12 protein-coding genes are annotated in these 14,922 nt (G+C 74.8%); 2 read left to right on the top strand and 10 right to left on the bottom strand.

Annotated features, from left to right (window positions below; genetic code table 11):
* Positions 1 to 56: 56 nt before the first annotated feature.
* Entirely contained in the window at positions 57 to 953 is an 897-nt protein-coding gene (locus tag ABZ098_RS05665) for a chaplin family protein (protein ID WP_356587647.1), read from the top strand.
* Between the two features lie 73 nt (positions 954 to 1,026).
* Here ABZ098_RS05665 and ABZ098_RS05660 read toward each other — a convergent pair whose 3' ends face one another.
* Positions 1,027 to 2,313, bottom strand: coding sequence for an NAD(P)-binding domain-containing protein (locus tag ABZ098_RS05660; protein WP_356587506.1), 1,287 nt, complete (start codon positions 2,311 to 2,313; stop codon positions 1,027 to 1,029).
* The gene (locus ABZ098_RS05655; RefSeq protein ID WP_356587504.1) at positions 2,313 to 3,611 is read right to left on the bottom strand and encodes an ATP-grasp domain-containing protein; all 1,299 of its coding nucleotides are present in this window, start codon (positions 3,609 to 3,611) and stop codon (positions 2,313 to 2,315) included. The genes ABZ098_RS05660 and ABZ098_RS05655 overlap by 1 nt, the downstream gene beginning before the upstream one ends.
* A gap of 122 nt (positions 3,612 to 3,733) precedes the next feature.
* Here ABZ098_RS05655 and ABZ098_RS05650 point away from each other — a divergent pair, with 122 nt between their 5' ends.
* A complete protein-coding gene (locus ABZ098_RS05650) occupies positions 3,734 to 5,035 on the top strand; it encodes a glycosyl hydrolase (RefSeq protein WP_356587502.1) in 1,302 nt (433 codons plus the stop codon).
* A gap of 19 nt (positions 5,036 to 5,054) precedes the next feature.
* Here ABZ098_RS05650 and ABZ098_RS05645 read toward each other — a convergent pair whose 3' ends face one another.
* The 8 genes from ABZ098_RS05645 to ABZ098_RS05610 form a co-directional block, all read right to left on the bottom strand.
* Complete coding sequence (locus ABZ098_RS05645; RefSeq protein WP_356587500.1) at positions 5,055 to 6,152, bottom strand: GNAT family N-acetyltransferase; 1,098 nt, start codon at positions 6,150 to 6,152, stop codon at positions 5,055 to 5,057.
* Positions 6,149 to 6,808, bottom strand: a complete 660-nt coding sequence (locus tag ABZ098_RS05640) for a lipopolysaccharide biosynthesis protein (RefSeq protein ID WP_356587498.1) — start codon at positions 6,806 to 6,808, stop codon at positions 6,149 to 6,151. Before ABZ098_RS05640 ends, ABZ098_RS05645 begins: the two co-directional genes overlap by 4 nt.
* Positions 6,805 to 7,950 carry a glycosyltransferase gene (locus ABZ098_RS05635; RefSeq protein ID WP_356587496.1) on the bottom strand — a complete coding sequence of 382 codons (1,146 nt, stop codon included), beginning with the start codon at positions 7,948 to 7,950 and terminating at the stop codon, positions 6,805 to 6,807. The genes ABZ098_RS05640 and ABZ098_RS05635 overlap by 4 nt, the downstream gene beginning before the upstream one ends.
* A 1-nt stretch (position 7,951) precedes the next feature.
* Entirely contained in the window at positions 7,952 to 8,704 is a 753-nt protein-coding gene (locus ABZ098_RS05630; protein WP_356587494.1) for a polysaccharide deacetylase family protein, read from the bottom strand.
* Positions 8,694 to 10,442, bottom strand: a complete 1,749-nt coding sequence (locus ABZ098_RS05625; RefSeq protein WP_356587492.1) for a lipid II flippase MurJ — start codon at positions 10,440 to 10,442, stop codon at positions 8,694 to 8,696. Before ABZ098_RS05625 ends, ABZ098_RS05630 begins: the two co-directional genes overlap by 11 nt.
* 506 nt (positions 10,443 to 10,948) lie before the next feature.
* Entirely contained in the window at positions 10,949 to 12,313 is a 1,365-nt protein-coding gene (locus tag ABZ098_RS05620) for an O-antigen ligase family protein (protein WP_356587490.1), read from the bottom strand.
* 6 nt (positions 12,314 to 12,319) lie between these two features.
* On the bottom strand, positions 12,320 to 13,744 hold the full coding sequence (locus ABZ098_RS05615) for an exopolysaccharide biosynthesis polyprenyl glycosylphosphotransferase (RefSeq protein WP_356587488.1): 1,425 nt from the start codon (positions 13,742 to 13,744) through the stop codon (positions 12,320 to 12,322).
* Positions 13,741 to 14,916: a glycosyltransferase gene (locus tag ABZ098_RS05610; RefSeq protein ID WP_356587486.1), complete on the bottom strand. Its 1,176-nt coding sequence runs from the start codon at positions 14,914 to 14,916 to the stop codon at positions 13,741 to 13,743. The genes ABZ098_RS05615 and ABZ098_RS05610 overlap by 4 nt, the downstream gene beginning before the upstream one ends.
* Positions 14,917 to 14,922 lie beyond the last annotated feature (6 nt).

Genomic DNA, 14,922 nt, shown 5'->3' with positions numbered 1-14,922 from the left:
TTCCCACTTCTACAAGCAGGAAGACAACGAGATTGCGACAGACCCTGAGTAGGGGAATGGTCGCGGCCGCCGCCGCGACAAGCATTCTGTCCCTGTGCAGCAGCCCTGTCCTCGCCGACACGCACGCAAGCGGGGTCGCCACGGATTCGTCAGGCGTCCTGTCCGGCGACAGCGTGGCGGCGCCCGTCGACGTGCCGGTCAACGCCTGCGGCGACTCCGTCGACGTGGCCGCCGGCCTCAATCCGGCCTTCGGCAACTCCTGTGCCGTCGAGCCGGGTTCGGGCAAGCACGGCTCGCGCGGCGCGCGGCACGGCGACGACGGTCCGGGTTACGGCGACGACTCCGGGCACAAGGGGGATGGCGGATACGGGGACGACTCCGGGGAGGAGGAGGGCGGCGGCTACGGCGACCACACGCCTCCGCCGGGCGGTCACCACACGCCCCCGCCTGGTGACCATCACACGCCTCCGCCGGGTGGTCATACGCCGCCTCCTGGTGACCATCACACGCCTCCGCCGGGTGGTCATACGCCGCCTCCTGGTGGGGAGCACACGCCTCCGCCCGGTGGTCATACGCCGCCTCCTGGTGGGGAGCACACGCCTCCGCCCGGCGGCGAGAACACCCCGCCTCCGGGTGGGGAGCACACGCCTCCCGGCGGCGAGAACACCCCGCCTCCGGGTGGGGAGCACACGCCTCCGCCGGGTGGTCATACGCCGCCTCCTGGTGGGGAGCACACGCCTCCGCCCGGCGGCGAGAACACCCCGCCTCCGGGTGGGGAGCACACCCCACCGCCCGGCGGACACACCCCGCCTCCCGGTGGTCACCACACGCCCCCGCCCGAGCTGCCCCACACCGGGGCCGAGGCCATGCTGGCCGCTTCCGGTGCCAGTGCCGCGATGATCGTTGGTGGAGTCGTCCTGTACCGCCGAGGCCGAGCCGCCTCTCGCCGCTAGTGCGCCGGGTGCCGGACCTCGAACGTCCGGCACCCGCGGCCCGGTACACCCGCGCAGGGCGCGGTCGACGGTGTCAGCCGCGCGCACCCGCCGTCGCCCCGCTGTACCCACGCCTCCCCGGCGCCGGAACCGCCGTTCCCACGCCCCCGGCCCGCAGCCGGCGCCGTACTCCCCGTACCAGCGTCCCCGCCGTGTAGGTGGCCCCGTGCACGAACCGCATCGACGGGCCGAACCCCGGCGCGGTGATCAGGCCGGCCAGGAAGAGGCCGGCGTGCGAGGACTCGAAGGCGGCGGACACCCGGGGTGAACCGGCCGAGTTCGTCACGAGGGCGGTGCGCAGATCGGGGGAGAGGAGGGTGAGCCGGTCACAGGTGGCCGTGAAGCCCGTGGCCGCGATGACGTGGTCGGTCTCCAGCGGTGCCAGGACTCCGGGCCCCTCGCCACCACTCCGGTGCACCACCTCCAGCCGTACCCCGGCCCCGTCCCGCACCGACCGGGCCGCCGCGACCTCGTGACCGGGCAGTACCTCCACCGCCCCCTCTACCCGGTCCCTCACCCACCACGCGCCCGCCGGGCCGAGTGCCGTCGCGGCGACGCGGGTCCGGGTCGATTCCGGGAGGCGATGGAAGAGGCCGGGGCGTTCGGCGTAGAACCAGTTGCGCCAGCCGCAGCCCAGGCCGCTGTGCGGGGCGCGCGCCGACTGCCACCAGGGGCGTTCCCAGGGCGGTGGCACGTCGTTCCAGTCCAGGCGGTCGGCGCGCACCAACACCCTTACTCGCGTGCCCTGTTCGGCGAGCAGTGCCGCGGTCTCCAGTGCCGCCTGGCCGCCGCCGACGACCGTGACGTCCCGGCCGTGGAAGCGGGAGAGGTCGTCGTGGTGGCTGCTGTGCGAGACGAGGGACGGGGGCAGACCGCGCAGGGCGGGCGGGATCTCGACGAAGGGCATCACGCCGACCGCCAGGGCGACCGTGCGGGCGTACACGACCTGCCCGTCCTCCGTGACCGCCTCGAAGCCGCCGGGGCGTGGGGTCACCCGGGTCACCGTGCGTTCGTCGACCTCGGGCGCGGTGTTGCGGGCGAACCACAGGCCGTACTCGGCGAACGTCTCCACCGGGATCGGCTCCCCGTGCCGGGCCGCCACCCCCTGGTCCGCGCAGTACCGGTCCAGCTGCCAACGGCCTTGCGGGTCCGAGAGGTTGGAGGCCCACGGCTCCGACTTGAGGAACATGCCGCGGGGCATGTGGTCGCGCCAGGACGCCATGGGCCGGCCGAAGACGCGCAGCCTGAGCCCGGCGGCCGCGGCGTGGGAGGCGATGGACAGGCCGTAGGGACCGGCGCCCACCACCAGCAGGTCGTACATCAGCAACTGCTCGCTTTCTCGTCGCAGACGTCGGGTGTCCGCTCCTGGCCGACCGCCCCCGCACCCGGCGCCGGGTTTACCGCCCCCGCCCCCGCACCCCGCGCCGGACCGCCCGCCCCCGCGCCCCGGACGCGGGCCAGCAGTCGGCTCGACGCATGGCGCGCCCACAGGCCCCACAGCGCACGGCCGGGCCCCCGGTCGTCCCGGGCGTTCCAGGCCAGTTCGCGGCCGGCCGCAGGGGCGGGCCGCAGCGCGGTCAGCGGGGCGTAGTTCTCCACCACGAACTCCCGCCCCGGCAGCGGCACCCCGTCCGGCAGCGGACGGTGGGTCAGGTCGAGGTGCAGGGCGCGTACGACGTCCAGCCCGGCGGTGTCGGTGAAGAGCCGGAACTGTGCTCCGGGGCGCGGGTTGAAGTCGAGCAGGTGATGGCGCCCCGTCGCGCCGCAGCGGCGGAAGTCGAGGTCGAAGATGCCGCGGTAGCCCAGTTCGCCCGCCAGCTTCTCGGCCAGCGTCCGCACCTGCGGGTCGGGAGTCCAGCGGCCGACCGCCGTCAGTCCGGCGCCGCGTGGCCAGGCCCGTGTCTTGACGCCGGAGCCGCCGCCGCGCACGGTCCCGGACCGGTCGGCGTACCCGTGGAAGAACCAGTCCCGGTCGGGGCCCGGAGGCAGGAACGCCTGCAGCAGCAGCCGGCTGCCCGCCTCGCCGGTACGCAGATACAGGTCCCGCGCCTCCTGCGCCGAGCGGACCACGACCGTGCTGCGCAGCCCGGTTCCCGGGGGCAGCAGCCAGGGCCGGCTCCACTTGGCGATCACCGGGAGCCCCAGCCCCCGGGCGGCCCTCGCGGCGTGCTCCGCGCTCTCCGGGACGACCGTCTCCGGGTGCGGCACGCCCGCCGCCGCGCACACCTCGGCCAGCTCCGCCTTGTCGGCCACCAGCTCGGGCAGCGCGCCCGGCTGCTGGGGCAGCAGGTAGGCGGGGGCAAGCTCCTCCCGCAGCCGGCCCACCGCGATGGCACTCGCGTCATCCATCGGGATCAGCACGGCCGGACGCGCGACGCCGTGGGCGATCCGGCGCAGTGCCACGGCGATGTCGGCGAGGGAGGCGCCGGGCGGCGGCGGGGGGTGGATCTGGCGTACGAAGCGGGATGTCCGTACGGGACTTCCGGTGGAATCCGCGACGAGATGGACCTGGACTCCCGCCCTGCCGAGTGAGCGTACGGCCCCCAGTGTTCCGTGGTGAAAGGGATTCCGGTCGATCCGCAGCAGGACGGCGGGGACACGGGTGTCGAGCAGCGACACGGGCATTTCCTTCGGGTGGTTTCACTCGGGCGGGCGATCGGTGCACTCGAAAGCCGCAACCGCGGTGGCGTTGGTCATATTGATGTGACTGAGTGTCAGTTATCGGAGAGAAAGGAGCAGGCATGTCCTCACAGCAGCGAGGGGCCCGTTCCCGACGACTGGCGGTCACCACGGCGGCGGTCGCCGCGTCGGTCGTCCTGGCGTCAGGTCCGGGTTTCGCCGCGGGGACGGCGCGGGTCGCCGATCCTCCCGCTCCGACACCCACGGTCACCCCGCCGGCCATGCCACCGGTCCCGGCGCCGGCGGTCACGCCGCCGATCCCGACGATCCCGCCGGTCCCGCCGGCGAAGAACGTCCCCGCCTTCGGCGCCTACCTCGACTACGGCCCCCGCGGCGTGGCCCGCATCGCCGAGCTCAGTCACTGGCTGGGCGGTGCCGAACTGCGCGTCGGGCACACCTATCTGCCCGGCGACCGCTGGAGCAACATCGAGGGCCGGCCCGGCTTCCTCGACGTGTGGGCGGACTGGCGCACCCGGCAGACCGACCGGATGCTCGTCCTCAACGTGCCCATGATGGAGCGCAACGAGGAGAACGTCTCCGACGCCGAGGTACGGCTGCTGCTGCGCCGGGGCGCCGAGGGGGCGTTCGACCGCCACTACCGCGCGCTCGCCGAGCGGCTGGTCGAGCTGAAGGTGCCGGACACGGTCGTCGTCCTCGGCTGGGAGATGAACGGCACCACGTACACCCACCGCTGCGGGCCCGACCCGGAGGCGTGGAAGACGTACTGGAAGAGGATCGTCACCACGATGCGCGCGGTGCCGGGCCAGAAATTCCGTTTCGACTTCGCTCCGAGCCGCGGGCGGGACGCCGTTCCCTGGACGCAGTGTTATCCCGGGGACGACACGGTCGACATCATCGGAATGGATTCGTACGACCAGCCGACCGGGCTGTCCTTCGAGCAGCAGGTGAAGGAGCCGTACGGCCTTCAGCACCAGGTGGACTTCGCGAAGGCTCACGGAAAGGCCATCTCCTATCCGGAATGGGGGCTCTTCCGCAACGGTGACAATTCCGCGTACATGCGGGGCATGCTCGCGTGGATGGACACGCACAAGCCGCTGTACAACACGCTGACGGACTACTGCCCGCACGGTGTCTGGCAGTGCTCCGCCAACCCCAGGTCCTCGGAGGTCTACCGGTCCGTGCTCTTCGGCCGCACCGGCGACCCGACCCCGCAGCCGACCAAGCCCGGCGGAGACACCACACCCACGACGCCTACGACACCCACGGCACCGGTCACCCCGACCGCACCGGCCACTCCCGTGCCCCCGGCCAACTGCTCGCCGCTGCAACTGGGCGACTGGGTCGAGTACTGGCTCGGCGGGAAGCTGTGCCTGCGCTTCGACTGGTGGTCGCGCAGCCGGTGATCCCGAGGCGGCGGGTCGGTCACGGCCCGTCGCCACCGCGCTCCCTCCACCGTCGCACCAACTCCTTGCCCCGCCGTCGGGCGGCCACGTCGCACAGGGTCGCCGACAGCAGCGGGGCGGTGCGTCGCCGGGCCAGCAACAGCCGCTGGTTGAACACCGGTTCGGGGCGCCAGTGATGCTTGTAGGGTTCGTTGCCGCGCAGCAGGCTCAGCGTGCCGCGTCCGCCGGTGCGGGTGTGCTCGGCGCACGCGTCGAGCAGCATCACCGCCACGTCCGCCTTGCTCTCCCGCAGCCGCGGGTGGGCGCCGTAGAGGTAGCCGCCCGCCAGCCGTCGTGACAGCAGCGTCAGGTCCACGGCCACCACGTCCTCGCCGAGGCGGAACTCGGTGACCACGGCGTCCCCCGAGCGCACCATCGGCTCCACCGAACGCACCAGGTGGTCGCAGAACCGCGTCCGCAGATGCTCCGACGTCACCTTCCGCCCCTGCCACTGGAGCCGGTGCAGCTCCAGCAGCCGCCGCAGCGCCGTGTCGACCTCCTCCGGGCGCACCACCTGACGCTCCACGCCGAGCGCGGTCAGCTTGCGCAGCTTGGCCCGCACCCGCTGGGCCTTCGCCGAGGGCAGCCGGGCGACCAGCTCCTCCATCGGTACGGCGGGCAGCTCCAGGCACAGTGAGTCGCTCACCCGTCGACGCGGGCCCCGCCAGCGGTCGTAGATCCGCTCGGCCGCGCCCCCGGGCCGCACCTCGCGGAAGTCGATCAGCGCGGTACGGGCCGCCGCGGCGAGTCCCTCGGTGAGGGCGGTCACCGCCTCCTCGCCGCGCTCGTCGTCCAGCAGCACGTCCCCGTAGTCGGAGATCGCCCCGCCGAGCGGCACGAGCGTGGGCACCGGACGCCGTACCCGCATCAGCGGGGCGGCGGCGACGAGTTCGCGGCCGTCGCGGACCAGCAGGAGGCGCAGCCGGCCGCGGCTGCCGTAGGACAGCCACCACGAGTGCAGCCAGGCGTGGCTCTGGAACGGGGTCGCCGCCGCGCACCTTTCGTACAACCGGTGCCAGTCCTTGGCGAGTTCGGCGAAGGCGGTGTCGTCGGTGACGAGTTCCACGGAGTACTTCACGGCTGCCCGTGGACGTCGGCGGCGACGGCCGGGCTCGGCACGGACGGCGGCCGTACGGGTCCGCCCGTGGCCGCTCGCCGGGGCCGGACCAGCAGCACAAGCCCGCCGAGCAGACCGCCCGCGCTCGCCCCCACCAGGCCCGTCACCGCCGCGGACGCCGAGGAGGGCGCGTCGGGGCGGGTGGCGCGGGCGAACTGCCGCAGCTCCACCCGGGTGTCGGCCCGGGAGTCCTGCGCGTGCCGGGTCAGCGCGCGCGAGACGGCGTTGGCCATGTCGGCGGCGGAGTCCGGGCGCGAGGAGGTCGCCGTGATCGCCACCATCGGGGCGTCCGGCGAGGTCGCCGTCTGCACGCTCGACTGGAGCGTCTTCACCGGCACGCCCGCCCACACCTGCGCGTCCCCGAGCACCGCGAGCTGGGTGGCGACCCTGCCGTAGGCCTGCGCGAAGCCCAGCGCGGTCGCGGAGTCGGACCGCTCGGTAGGTACGGCGACGACATAGCTGGTCGCCGTGTACGTGGGCGTCCTGACCAGGCCGTACGTGCCGCCGAGCAGACCGCCGGCGAGGACACCGGCCGCGAGCAGGGACCAGGCCGGCAGGGACCTCGCGCGGGTGAGGGCGCGGGACGGGCGGCGGGGGCCGTTGGGATTCTCGGTCATGAGGAACTGACTCCGTGAGGTGACGAGGACGAGGAGTGGGCCGCCGCGTAGACGTCCATGAGCAGCGCGGCGCTGCGGGCGATGCTGTAGTGGTGGGCGGCGTCGGGCGCGGTGCGCGCGAGGGGGCCCTCGGCGCGGGCCGCTGCCAGCGCCCGGGCGAACGCGTCGGGTCCGCCGGTCACCCGGCGCGCGGCCGGCGCGGAGTGCGGGGGCAGGTCCTCGACCGCCGGGCAGGCGGCGTAGCGGACGGGCAGCCCGGCGGCGAGGGCCTCCACGACGGCCAGGCCGAACGCCTCCTCGGGGCACGGCGAGGCGAGCAGGTCCATCGCGGAGGTGAGCGACGGGAGGTCGGGGCCCGGGGAGCCGTCGGGCACGCAGGGGCGTTCGCCGGTGAACAGGACGCGGTCCGCCACCCCGGCCGCGTGCGCGGTGCGCCGCAGGACGTGCTCCTCCGGTCCACCGCCGACGAGTAACAGCCAGTAGTTGTCGGGGAGTTGGGCGATCGCGCGAATGAGGACGTCGAACCGCTTGGCCGCCGTGAGCCGGCCGATGCCGCCGACGACGTACGCGGTCTCCGGCAGTCCGAGGCGTTGGCGGGTGCGCAGCCGCCGTGCCGGGTCGAAGCGGAAGCGGGCCAGGTCGATGCCGTTCGGGACGACCTCGATCCGCGGGGCGGGCACCCCCCAGCGCTCGAGCCGGTCGGCGACCGTGGGGGAGACGGCGACGGTGGACCGGCCGAGCCGCTCGCTGGCCAGGTACAGGGCCCGGACACCCGAGGTGAGCGGGCGTCCCTCCATCTGCGAGTCGCCGAGGGAGTGCTCGGTGGCGACGACGGCCCGGATCCCGGCGAGGCGCGCGGCGAGCCGGCCGTACACGCAGGCGCGGTAGAGGTGGGTGTGCACCAGGTCGTAGCCGCCCCGGCGGATGAGCCGGACCAGGCGGGGCAGTGCGGCCAGGTCGCGGTTGCCGGCCATGCCGAGGTGTCTGACCCGCACCCCGTCCGCGGCGAGCCCGTCGGCGACCGCGCCCGGGTTGGTGAGTGTCACGACCTCGCAGTCGACCGGCAAGTGGCGCAGCAGCAGCCGCAGTTGCTGCTCGGCACCGCCGACGCCGAGGCCGGTGATGATGTGCAGGGCCCTCATGTCACAGACCTTCCACGGGGCGCCGCCGCAGCCGGTGCAGCCGGTACTTCAGGAACAGGCGTACGGCGTTGTCGTTCTGCCCGATGTGGAGGCGGGGCAGGGCGAGCGGGCCGGTGAGCGGGCCGGGGTCGATGGCGCAGGCGTAGCGGTATCCGGCGCTCCGTACGGCCTCGACGGCCCGCCGGTCGAGCGTGCCGTAGGGGTAGCAGAAGCCGTCCACCGGGGCGCCGAGCAGGTCCTCCAGCGCGGCCCGGCTCTCGACGACCTCGGCCTTCAGCCGGAGGTCGTCCGCCGTCGTCAGGTCGACGTGCGTGAGCCCGTGCGAGCCGATCTCGATCCCCGCCCGGGCCGCCTGCCGGATGCCGTCCGCGGTCAGCAGCGGCTTGCGAGGGCCCAGCGGGTCCCAGGCGTTGTCGCCGCCGAGCCGGCCGGGCAGCACGAAGAGGGTGGCGCCGAAGTCCAGCCGGCGCAGCACCGGCAGGGCGTGGTCGACGAAGTCGGCGTAACCGTCGTCGAAGGTGAGCCCCGCCAGCCGGCGGCCCTCGCCGCGCGCGCGTGCGGCCAGCAGTTCGGCCATGGACACGCCCCGCACACCCCGCAGGGCGAGCCATCTGAGCTGCTGTTCCAGCCGGTCGGGAGTGACGGTGATGCGGTACGGGTCGTCCGGGCAGTCCGTCACCGAGTGGTACATCGCCACCCAGGGAGCGGGACCGCGGCGGGGCGCCGTGCGGGCACCGGCGGAGTCAACGGCCATGCGGGAGCCTTCGGGTGATGGTACGGGCGGCGGCCCGTACGGAACGGAGGGCGGGTGCGAAGCCCTGGGCGCCCAGGGCCAGGCCGAGCAGGACGAACACGACGGCCACGGTCGCCGCCCCCGCCAGGAGTCCCGGCAGCGGTCCCCCGGCCCGGCTCGCGACGAGCCAGCCCGCCGGTGTCGCGACCGAGGCCGCGCACACCGGCCGGCTCAGCTCCGCGAGCACCTGCCGGGTGCGGACGGGGATACCGCGCGGAACGCCCCGGTACGTCGTCCCCATGCCGGCGAGCAGCAGCGACGCCGTCAAGGTGATCCCGGCGGCGTTGGCGGCGGCGATCCCGGACACGCCCCAGGGGCCCACCGCCCAGGCGCCGCACCACGAGGTGACGGCGATGCCCGCGGCCATCGCGCAGACCGGGTACCAGGTGGGGCGGCCCGCCGAGAAGTACGAGCGGATCAGCGCGCCGACCAGGGTCTGACCGAGCAGCCCGAGGGCGTACACGCGCATCACGCCCGCCGTGGCCGCCGTGTCCCGGGCGGTGAACGCGCCGCGCTGGAAGAGGACTTCGATGATCTGCGGGGCGCACGCGATCACCGTGGCCGCGCCGAGCAGCACCGTGCAGGCGGCCAGCGCCAGGTCCCGCTCCACGCGGGCGCGGGCCCGCTCGGTGTCGCCGTCGGCCAGGGCCCGCGCGACCACCGGGAAGGTGACCGTGCACAGCATCAGCGACAGGGTCATCGGGATCTGGGCCACCTTCTGCGCGTAGTTCAGATGCGAGATGGCCCCGGCGGGGAGGGGGGAGGCGAGGAAGCGCTCGACGAGGACCTGGGACTGCCGGCACAGCGCGAAGAGCAGGACGGTGGCGACGAGCGCCAGCGTCACCGCCCGGTCCGGAGTCTCGGCGGGCGCGTCCCGGCGTACCGTGGAGTGACGCAACTGCCGCCACACCGCGGGAAGTTGGACCACCACCATCAGGGCACCGCCCGCCGCGACACCCACCGCGGCCGAACGCACCCCCCAGTCGCCGCCCAGCACGAACATCGCCGTGATGATGCCGACGTTGTACGCCACGTAGATCGCGGCCGGCATCAGGAACCGCCGGTGCGCCCGCAGCACCGCGCTGCAGTACCCGGCCAGCCCGAAGCTCAGCACGCAGGTCGCGGTGAGCCGGGTGCAGTCCACGGCCAGGGCGGGGTCGGGCAGGCCCGGCGCCAGCGCCTCGACCAGGTAGGGGGCGGTGGCGACGATCAGCGCGGACGCGGCGACGAAGACCAGGGCCAGGCGGGGCAGGGTGGCGGCGACCAGGGCGCGGACCGGGTCGCCGGGGGCACCCTGGGCGCGCCGGGCCAGGGCCAGGCTGAACGCCGGGATCAGCACGAACGCCAGCCCGTCCTCGATGAGCAGCGTGGCCGCGAACTCCGGCACGGTCCACGCCACCAGGAAGGCGTCCGTGCCGCTGCCGGCCCCGAACAACCGGGCCAGCGACTGGTCCCGCACCAGCCCGAGCAGCGCCCCGGCGACGGACAGGGCTGCGGTGACGGCGGTGGCCTTGGCGAGGAAACGGCGGGAGACGGGGGGGAGTTCGGGAGCACCGGGGGTGGGGGCGGCGCCGGAGGGGAGTTCTGGGGCACCGCCGGACGGGCCGACGACGGTACGGGCCGCGGGGACGGCCGACGTCCCGCCGCCGACCCGCCGCGAGCGCCAGGAGCGCCGGGAGCCCGCGGCGGCCTCCGGCACGGTCCGGGGCTCGTCGGAGGCGGGGCGGGGGGTGGAGCCGGACCCGAGCGAGGCGGCGGCGACGCCCGGGCATGAGCTCGCTCCGGGGGCCCCGAGGACCGGGCCCGAGCTCGAAGCGGCGGTCCCGCAGGCGAGGCCGAGGGGCGCTTCCGTTGGTCCGGAGGGAGGGCCGAGGCGTGCTTCCGCTGGTCCGGAGGGACGGCCGAGGCGTGCTTCCGCTGGTCCGGAGGGACGGCCGAGGCGTGCTTCCGCTGGTCCGGAAGGAGGGTCGAGGCGTGCTTCCGCTGGTCCGGAAGGAGGGCCGAGACGTGATCCGGCTGGCTCGGAGGGAGGGCCGAGGCGGGATTCAGTTGGCTCGGAGGCAGGCCCGAGGCGCGATTCGGCCGGCCCGGAGGCAGGGCCGAGGCCCGACCCCGACCCGATCGCCTTCGGTCCGCGGTCCCCGAGGACCGGGCCAGGGCCCGACCCCGACCCGGTCGCCCCGGAGGGGTGCGGAGGTGTCACCGTCATCGTGTCCGGGCCTCCTCGGCCTCGCAGGCGCCCTCCCGCGCCGGCGCGGAACCACCACCGTCCCGCCCCGGTACGGCACCGCTTCCGACCAGCGCCCACCAGGCCACCACCCCGAAGCACACCGCCGTCAGCACGGTCGAGGGCCCGCCGATGTCCGCGTACGCGAAGTCCGTCAGCTGCCACACCAGCAGCCCGCAGCCGACGAGCGCGCAGTCGAGCCCCCGCCCGGACACGCGCGCCCGCACCAGCCCCCGCAGTCCGCACACCAGCAGCGCCAGCCAGGCGCCCGCGAGGGCGAGCAGGCCGATCAGGCCCTGTTCGGCGAGCACGAGGAGGTACATGTTGTGGGGGGAAAGGAGCGGCTGCCTGCGGAAGGCCGCGCCCGCGCCCTCCGTGTCGCTGCCGGCCGACAGGGCCAGCGAGGCGTGCGCGTCCCGCTGCTCGGGGAAACCCTTCAACCCCACGCCGGCCAGCGGCCGTTCGTGCCACATGCCGACGGCCGCCGCCCACATGGTGTACCGGTCGGTCACGGACTGGTCGGGGGCGTCGGTGACCTGCGTGATGCTGCTGATCCGCTCCTGCAACTGCGCCGAACCGACCCCGAACCCGCCCACCAGGACCACGCCGACGGCGGCCACCACGGCCCCCACCACCAGCGCCCGCCGCAGTCCGGCCAGCACCAACTGCACCGAGCAGGTCACGGCCGTCGCGATCCACGCACCCCGGCTGAAGGACAGCGCGAGCGGCAGGAGCAGCGTGAGCGCGCACCCGGCGGCGACCACCCGCTGCCGTACGGACGCCCGGCCGAGCGCCAGCCCGAGCGCGCACACCAGCCCGAAGGAGACGACGGTCGCCATCCCCATCACGTCCGCCGCCCCGAAGGTGCCGACGGCCCGGATGTCCTGTCCCTGGTAGGAGGCGCCGGTCCCGGTCGCGTACTGGTGCACGCCGATCGCGCCCTGCCACCCGGCGAGGGCCACGAACGACCAGGCCAGCAGCCGGAAGTCGCGCCGGTCCCGCACGAGCAGCAGCACGGCCGCCGGGACCAGCACGAAGACCTGGAGGTAGCGGCCCAGTCCGGTGAGCCCGGCGGCCGGGGAGGACGCGCCCAGCGCGGCGACGGCCAGTCCGGCCACCGGCAGGCCGAGGACGACCGCGGCCGTCCGGGACAGCGGGCGCCGCCGCTCCCGCAGCAGCCGGATCACGCAGTACAGCACCACCAGCCCGGAGACCGCGTCGGCCGGCCCCGCACCGCTCTCGGCGGTCGGCGACACCGGCAGCGCCAGCAGGGCGACCACGGCCACCACCGGCAGAACGGGGGAGAGCTCCCGGACCCGCGGCAGGCTCAGCGCGAGACTCATGCGCGCTCAGCTCCCTGTCGGACGCACGAGCGCGGCCGCGGTGCGCAGCAGGATGCAGATGTCCTGCCACAGCGACCAGTTGTCGATGTACGCGTTGTCGAACCGGCAGCGGTCCTCGATCGAGGTGTCACCGCGCAGACCGTGGATCTGGGCGAGCCCGGTGATGCCGGTCCGCATCCGGTGGCGGGCCGCGTAACCGGGGTAGGTCTGGCTGAACTTCGTGACGAAGTACGGGCGTTCGGGTCGCGGACCGACCAGGCTCATGTCGCCGCACAGGACGTTCCACAGCTGGAGCAGCTCGTCCATCGAGGTGCGTCGCAGGAAGCGGCACAGCCACGGCATGTGGTGCTCGTTCGCCACGCTCCAGCGCGTCGCCGCCTCGTGCGCGTCGACCGGCCGGTGGGTGCGGAACTTCAGCAGCGTGAACGGCTTGCCGTCCTTGCCGATCCGCTCCTGCCGGAACACCACGCCCGGCCCGGCGCTCAGCCTCAGTGCCACCGCGCACACCAGCAGCAGCGGGCTGACCAGCAACAGCAGTGCCCCGGACACGATCACGTCCAGCGCCCGCTTCCCGGCGCTGCCCCGCCGCCGCGACCCCATCACCAGACGCCGGCAGGAGAACCCGGCGAGCTGCTCCCGCGTCTCGTACGACGGCGACTCCGCGTCGATCTCCCACACCGCGCAGCCCGACTCGGCGAGCGCCCGCAGCAGCGGCCCCTGCCGGGACCGTACGGACGGGTGCACGGTCAGGACGTCCCGTACGCCGTTCTGGATGAGCGCCCGTTCGACCTCCTCGCCGGTCGTCAGCACGGGCAGCCCCTCGCCGCCGTCGGGCTGCTCGGTCACGATGCCCACCGGCCGCACCCCGCAGCCCGGATGGCGCAGTACGGCGGCGGCCACGCGCTGCGCGGTCGCCGCCGGGCCGATGACGAGGGCGGCGCGCGGCCGGGTGAGCCGGGCGAGGCGCTGCCGCCGGCGCACGGTGCCGCGGCCCGCGCAGGCCGCCACCGACTGGAGCAGGAAGCCGACGAGCAGGGTGGTCGGGGATAGCGCCCGGTCCGCGTCGTACGAGGCCACCGCGGCGGCCAGGACCAGCCAGGCGACCGCGATCCGGGCGCAGACGGCGGGCAGTTCGTCGAGGACGCCGGTCACCTGCCGGGGCGGGTGCGGCCGCAGCAGCATCGACGCGGCCACCAGCACCGCCACGAGCAGCGGCCGCCACCGGTCGCCGGTGAACGCGCACGCTCCCACCAGGGCGGCGAGGAGGTCCGCGGTGAGCAGCGGGACCGGCGAGGCGGGGCGGGCCGGGGGCCGGCGGGCGGGGAACCGGAATCCCGCGCCGGAGCCGCGCGGCGGCATGATCGAGACGGACGAGAATCCGAGGTCCCGGGCGTGTCCGCCGGGGGAGGGGACGGTGCTTTCCGCGGTCACGAGTGGATGGGCTCCCTGCACTCGGTGGGCGCGACGCGCGCGGCGGGTTCGGCGTCGAGCAGGTCGCGGTACAGGCCCGCCACCGCCTCGGACGTGCGCCGCACGTCGTGCGTGGACAGGACGTGACGGCGCCCCAGGTGGCCGAGCGACTCGCGCAGCGACGGGTCGAGCAGCAGTGCGGAGACGGCGTCGGCCAGTGCCGTCGGGTTCTCCGGGGGCACCAGGCAGCGCGGCGCGAGAGCGGGCGGCAGGCTCTCCCGGGCGCCGTCCACGTCCGTCACGACCACGGGCTTCCCGCAGGCCATGGCCTCCAGCGGGGCGAGCGCCATGCCCTCCCAGCGCGACGGCAGGACGAGCAGATCGGCGGCCCGGTACCAGGGCACGGCATCGGCGACGGCCCCCGCGAAGAGCACGGACCGCGGGGCCCGTTCGCGCAACCGGTCCCGCTCCGGTCCGTCCCCGACCAGCACCAGGTGGGCGTCCGGCACCCGTCGCAGCACCGCGTCCCACGCCCGCAGCAGGACGTCCTGCCCCTTCTGACGGCACAGCCGCCCCACGCACACCACGAGCGGCGCCGCCGGGTCGACCCCGGGCAGAAGCTGCGCCCGTACGGTGTCCGCGGGGGCGGGACTGAAGCGTTCGGCGTCGATCCCGTTGGGGATCACGCTCCACCGCCCCGCGATCCCGGCCCGCAGCCCCGTCCGCCGCTCGGCCTCGCTGACGCACACCGTCCGCGCGGCCCAGCGCGATCCGCGCCGTTCCCAGCCGAGGGCGAGCGCCGCGGTGACGCCGCCGACCGCCTCGAACGACCAGGCGTGCGGCTGGAACACGGTCGGGATCCGCCCCCGCACGGCGATCCGCCCGGCCAGTCCGGCCTTCGCGCTGTGCGCGTGCACCAGATCCGGCCGCACCTCCGCGATCACCCGGGCGAGCCGCCGTACCTCTGCGACGAGTGCCGGACCCGGCGAGCGCGTCGCCTCCCACCGCCGTACGTCCGCGCCCAGGGCCCGCAGGTCGGCGGTGAGGGGGCTGTCCGGGCAGGCGACCGTGACGTGCAGACCGGCGGCGACCTGGGCCCGCGCCAGGTCCGTCACCACCCGGGCGACCCCGCCGTCCACGGGTTGCGTGAGGTGCAGGACCCGCGGCCTGCGGTCGGTTGCTGACTGGTGCATTGCGCG

The organism is Streptomyces sp. NPDC006335, from assembly GCF_040612795.1.
Lineage (GTDB): Bacteria > Actinomycetota > Actinomycetes > Streptomycetales > Streptomycetaceae > Streptomyces.
This window is presented reverse-complemented; position numbering and strand designations above follow the sequence as displayed.